Raw genomic sequence first — 4,800 nt, 5'->3', positions numbered from 1 at the left:
ACGCGATTGGTGACGTCGATCCGGTCGCGGAAGCCGGAACGGCCCCCCCGACGCCCGGCCGGCGCAGGATGGTGCTGCGGCCGATTGGCGCATCGACGTCCAGCAACAGTTGACCCTCAAGCAAGAGACGGCAGGCGACCTTGTGCCCCTCGGCACCAAATGCGCCGTCAAGGATCACGCCCCAGCTGAGGACCGGCTGGCGATCCAGCAGCAGACGGGCCCGCTCGCGTGCGAGATCGGAGATGGCTGGGCGCCCGTGGCGCAGCACGAGGGCCGCGTTGGAGAGCCGCGGCTCTGCGGCGAGGTCTTCGGCCAGGACGACGCGGTATCGATACCCGTAGCTAGGCAGCGCCTCCTGCAGCAGCCGAGTGCGTTGGGCGAAACGCTCAGCGTCGGCCCTGGTCTTCACCTCCCACAGCTCCCGGCCGCTGGCGGTTTGGACCTCGATGTCCGGATAGTGGTCGTGCTGGACGCCGTCCATCACATACGTCACGACCAGAGGTTGCTCAGCAAAGCGCAAAACGCTGGCGTGGGCATCGAGCAGCCGGAAAGCGTGGAGTTCGTGTGGCGACTCCCAGTGGAGCATTCGCTTGGCCTTCCAGCTCGGGTACTTGCCGCTGCTGGTGGCCTTCGACCGCGAGATCACTTTGCGGGCGCGTGGCTTCCCCTCCTCGGGATAGCGAATGGCCACGATCGGGCCTCTCATCAGTGGGCCCGAGGTGTCGCGGGCGTGCGCACCTGGTGGCTTGGATGCGTGGTGTTTGCTCATGGTTTTCTCCTTCAGTGCCCGGGGGCGGGCGGTCCATGCGCGATTCGTGGGGCAACACAGTTCCCTCAGCACGCGGACTGAAGTTGCACTGATGCAACGCCAGCTCACACGACTGATGACGACTGAGGACAACAGAGAGGAGAAAAGCAGCCCGAGGCCGCCCGCGGAAGGGCGACCTCCTTGCCGAAGGCAAGTCAAGGGATTAGAGTCTTCGAACCGGATCCACTGGTTTTGCGGACTCAGGGCCTATTGCTGGTTGGCGCCGGCAATAGGCCTTCTGCCTTTCTGGGCTATCTATTCGTAGCCGAACATTTCGCGCTCCTTTCTCGCGATGGCTTCACGCGCCACCACGCGAACTCTTGACCAGATAGCGCGCGACGTCCGTGGCAAGCACGTACACGCCGCGGCGTCCCTGGAACTTCATGACCGGCATCTCCAGACGCCCACGCTGGCAGTGCCGGTCGAAAGCTTCTGCCGACGGGAACTGCAACACCTCGGTCAAGGCCAGGCGGCCCAGCACGGGCCCGTACTTGGCCATCAGGTGCTGCACGATGACGCTGTCATCGGCACCGGTGGGCTCATCGGTGCTCGTCATTCCAGCGCTCCCAGGGCAGGCTTCATGGCGCCAGTTTGGCGACCAGCTACGACCCTGACAACCCACGCCGCGCATTTGCGCTTGCATAGGAGATACCCACCGCGCAACGGAATTAACGGGTGCCCTGCTACCGGGCGAGAATGCGGCAAAATTTCCTTGTTGCCTGACAGCGTCAAAATGATCCCTATGCAGCACTGCCAGCAACTGCGCCCCACTGGGGCGCAGTTGTGACCAAAGACTGGCTCCCGTACCCCCATGTGGTGCTTGCCCACCTTCAAGTGGGCAATCTGCTCCATGCGCGGCTCAATGCGATAAACAGGAAGCTGCGGATCAACCCGACGCAGATGCTCGTCCTGGCCGTCATGCCCTCCGCGATCGGCCGGACGTCAACGGCGGCAGGCGTGTCAGAGGTGGCAAAGCAGCTGCAGCTGAGGCGGGAGACGGTCTCCGCGCAGCTCAAGGGCATGGCCAAGAAAGGACTGGTGGTGGTCGCCAAGCCGGCGCCCAACGATGATCACCGTTGGAAAAGGTATGACGTGACCGAGGCCGGTGAGGTCAAGGCCCGCCAGGTTCGCCAGCTCCTGACCCAGCTCGACAAGGTCCTTCGAGTGCTGCTGGGGCATGAGCTGGCCCAGGCGCACCCACGGGCGATCGGACGACTCGCGAAAGGACTACCGGGCGTCCCGCCGCTGGATGACGCCCACGCGGCCGACAGGTTTCGTCACAAGACGATCTGCGAGCGGCGTCAAGTGACGTTGGCCCGCAAGGCCAAGAAAAACGCCAAGGCCGGGAACAGGTAGCCATCTCCCTGTTGGCCAAAAATGCCACCCCCGTTGGCTGATTTCGCTCTACCAAAGTGGTAGGTCTCGGTGGTGGCGAACTACTTCACAGGCGGTGCTTCTACGCACTTGGGCAAGCCCTACCTAGCGGTCAAACTACACGGAGTCCAAGAGCGAGGAGGCGAGCAGCATGGGTCAACCGCGGGAAACGCAATTCGACGCCGACGGTCCGGACGACATCAAACGGAAGTACCTCGCGGAAGCGGGCCTGAATCTGTATTCCGATGCACCCGTGATGTTTCGCCCGTCGGACATCTACCGACTCGGCAAGGATCCCGGCTTCCGGGAGGTGCTGCGCGGCTCCAACGTCTATCTCATCTGCCGACGTCGTCGGATCTCCATCGATCCCGTCTCCCTAAAGGTGAAGGGCGGCGACCTCTACGGCGACTTCCTGGTCCATGGTGAGGGCTATCAGCAGTGGCAGCGTGAGCCGTTCACCTTCACGCCGGCGCAGCTCGGCCGCACAAACCCACCGACACCCTTCCTGGCAGTGCGTCCCGACAGCGCCGCTGGCCACGGGATCACCTTGGCCGAGCAAACCGGCCATACCGTCGAAATGACGTGCGCCGTTCTTGCGGCGCAGAGCCAACATGCTCTGGGCGACCACACCCGGTTGGAGGTGTTGTACATCGGACAGACCTTTGGCGCACAGGGCGACCGCTTGGCCGTCGATCGACTCAGCCGGCACAGCACCTTGCAGCGCATCCTCGCAGATGTCGCARATGAATGTGGCCGGGACGAAGTGCTCCTTCTCGGGCTGACCTACGGCCACGCCAAGAACATGCTGTCCACCGCGGGTAACCGTTGGGTCGAGCCTTCGGCGACGTCCGCGGAGGAGCACGCCCATTGGAAGAAGGCTGGATCACAGACGTTCACCCGAAGGGACCGAATCCTCTTGGCCGAGGCCGCGCTGATCAACTACTTCAAGCCGCACTACAACCTGCAGCACCTGGATTCCTTCAGCACCAAGGAGCGCCGGCGCAAGCTGAAGACGCTGCGCTCGTTGTTCCGCGAAGACTTCTCCGCGCTGATGGTCGAGATCAGCACCAGCGCGATCGGGGCCAAGCTGTGGTCAGCCGCTGCACCTCGCAGTCCCGGGGAGATCTTGTTTACCGCAAGCAAGATCGCCGAGATGCGGGCCAACAGCCGGAACACGAATCCGCCGATGTCGGCGTCAGAGTTCGACCAGTTCATCCGCGACCACGTCTACGTTCATATTGCGCAATATGCGCTGTACGACCCGACCGAGCGCGAAACCTTTCTGCATGGGCTGCATTGGGGCGAGTGACATCGATGGCCCAGTGCCAACCGAGGGCAGCCCACCATTCGCCGCCCGTGTAGAGCGCCGGGGCCGGCTAGCCTTCGGCGTGGCTGCGCTCCAGCCGGCTTTCCGCATCGGCGGCGATAGCCTCGAAGGCGGTGTCAAGACGCGCGAACACGCCGATGGGCAGCCTGCCATGTGGCTGGTCGGCTTCCGTGGGCCGACTCATGATGCCTTCTGGAACGGGTCCTTCAGCGCGGGGTCGAAGACACCAACCCGATCACGCTGATCTTCGGCCATCAGACGTTCGAAGTCCGGACTCCCAAATTCGCGTCCAACCGCAGGTATCCGATCCCACAACCGAAGGTCTTCATTGAAGAGGCCGCGGCGCTGCCTGAGCACACGCTTGCTGACACTCGACTTTCGTTTCCGCTGAGATGGCATGCTTTGGTCCTGCGGGTAGTTGGACGCCCGACGTTATGCGCCGCTGCCGTGGCGGATGCGCGTGAGCTGGTCAGCCAGGCGATCCATGCCGCCCGGCTCCGCCGCGATGTCGATTGGGCGGTCACCCAGGCCAAATGCTGGCTGGATCAGCCACTCGGCAAGCCAGGCTTCCGTCCCGTCGCCGGCGCTGTCTCGCGCATCCACCAGAAGCCGCTCAAACTCTGGTGTGTGCGTGAAGGCGTCGAGGCGGTCGATGAGCGCCCGCTTTGATGCGATGACGGCGTCGATAGGTCTTTCAGTCATCAGTGCTACCTCCGGGATTGGGAGTCTTCCGTGCTGGTCCTGGGTAAGGCTTGGCATCTGCTGAGGCGTAGTGCATGCCGATCTGCCACAAGGGTTCCATGGCGGTCAGCACAGATGCCGGAATTCGCGTATCGCCCTTTGCGTCAGCGAGCGTGTCCCGCATCGCCTGCGCAATCCGCGCCAGCGCCACGCGCGGTCGTTCGACGCCGCAAATCTCTGCGCCGAACCACAGCAACTCCTCAGTCGTCGGGTAGGCCCTGGTGCGGTGCTTCCCGGCGAAGAGCCTGAGCGCCATCGTCCGGTCCGTCTGCTCAGAGTCGCCAGCGAAGCGCGTGTATGTGTAGGCCGCGGTGGTCACCACGTCGAACACCGGTGAGAGGCGGGGCCTGCCTGACTGCGGCACCAGCACGCCGAAGTTCTTCAGGTGAGCATCTCCGTTGCGCAGCATCACGCTCAAGGCCACCTGCTCATAGAAGCGATGCAGGTCCTCGGAGGGCAGCTGCAAGGACTTCAGCAGTTCAGCGACACGCTGGTAGCTGCCCTGGTACTTGCGCTCGGCGAGCGCGTCGCGCACGCGAAGGCCCATGAG

The 4,800-nt window shown here is 63.7% G+C and carries 7 protein-coding genes; 2 read left to right on the top strand and 5 right to left on the bottom strand.

Annotated features, from left to right (window positions below; all coding sequences use genetic code 11):
• Window positions 1-769, bottom strand: a 769-nt coding sequence (locus AC1DU6_RS20285) for a Tn7 transposase TnsA N-terminal domain-containing protein (RefSeq protein ID WP_477859168.1), incomplete at its 3' end; no start/stop codon positions are given.
• Window positions 770-1,106: 337 nt separating this feature from the next.
• Window positions 1,107-1,364: a hypothetical protein gene (locus tag AC1DU6_RS20280; RefSeq protein ID WP_457325446.1), complete on the bottom strand. Its 258-nt coding sequence runs from the start codon at window positions 1,362-1,364 to the stop codon at window positions 1,107-1,109.
• A gap of 227 nt (window positions 1,365-1,591) precedes the next feature.
• Here AC1DU6_RS20280 and AC1DU6_RS20275 point away from each other — a divergent pair, with 227 nt between their 5' ends.
• A complete protein-coding gene (locus tag AC1DU6_RS20275; RefSeq protein ID WP_477859166.1) occupies window positions 1,592-2,164 on the top strand; it encodes a hypothetical protein in 573 nt (190 codons plus the stop codon).
• Window positions 2,165-2,333: 169 nt separating this feature from the next.
• The gene (locus AC1DU6_RS20270; RefSeq protein ID WP_477859164.1) at window positions 2,334-3,491 is read left to right on the top strand and encodes a hypothetical protein; all 1,158 of its coding nucleotides are present in this window, start codon (window positions 2,334-2,336) and stop codon (window positions 3,489-3,491) included.
• A 67-nt stretch (window positions 3,492-3,558) separates the two neighbouring features.
• Here AC1DU6_RS20270 and AC1DU6_RS20265 read toward each other — a convergent pair whose 3' ends face one another.
• From AC1DU6_RS20265 to AC1DU6_RS20255, 3 genes are all read right to left on the bottom strand, one after another.
• Window positions 3,559-3,693: a hypothetical protein gene (locus AC1DU6_RS20265; protein ID WP_457324856.1), complete on the bottom strand. Its 135-nt coding sequence runs from the start codon at window positions 3,691-3,693 to the stop codon at window positions 3,559-3,561.
• 248 nt (window positions 3,694-3,941) lie between these two features.
• Complete coding sequence (locus tag AC1DU6_RS20260; protein ID WP_457324855.1) at window positions 3,942-4,211, bottom strand: antitoxin Xre/MbcA/ParS toxin-binding domain-containing protein; 270 nt, start codon at window positions 4,209-4,211, stop codon at window positions 3,942-3,944.
• A partial coding sequence (locus tag AC1DU6_RS20255; RefSeq protein ID WP_477859161.1) for a HipA domain-containing protein occupies window positions 4,204-4,800 on the bottom strand: 597 nt, incomplete at its 5' end. The genes AC1DU6_RS20255 and AC1DU6_RS20260, both read right to left, overlap by 8 nt.

The organism is Roseateles sp. P5_B10 (assembly GCF_056400485.1).
The sequence above is the reverse complement of the archived record's forward strand: the minus strand, read 5'-3'. Positions and strand labels throughout refer to the sequence as shown.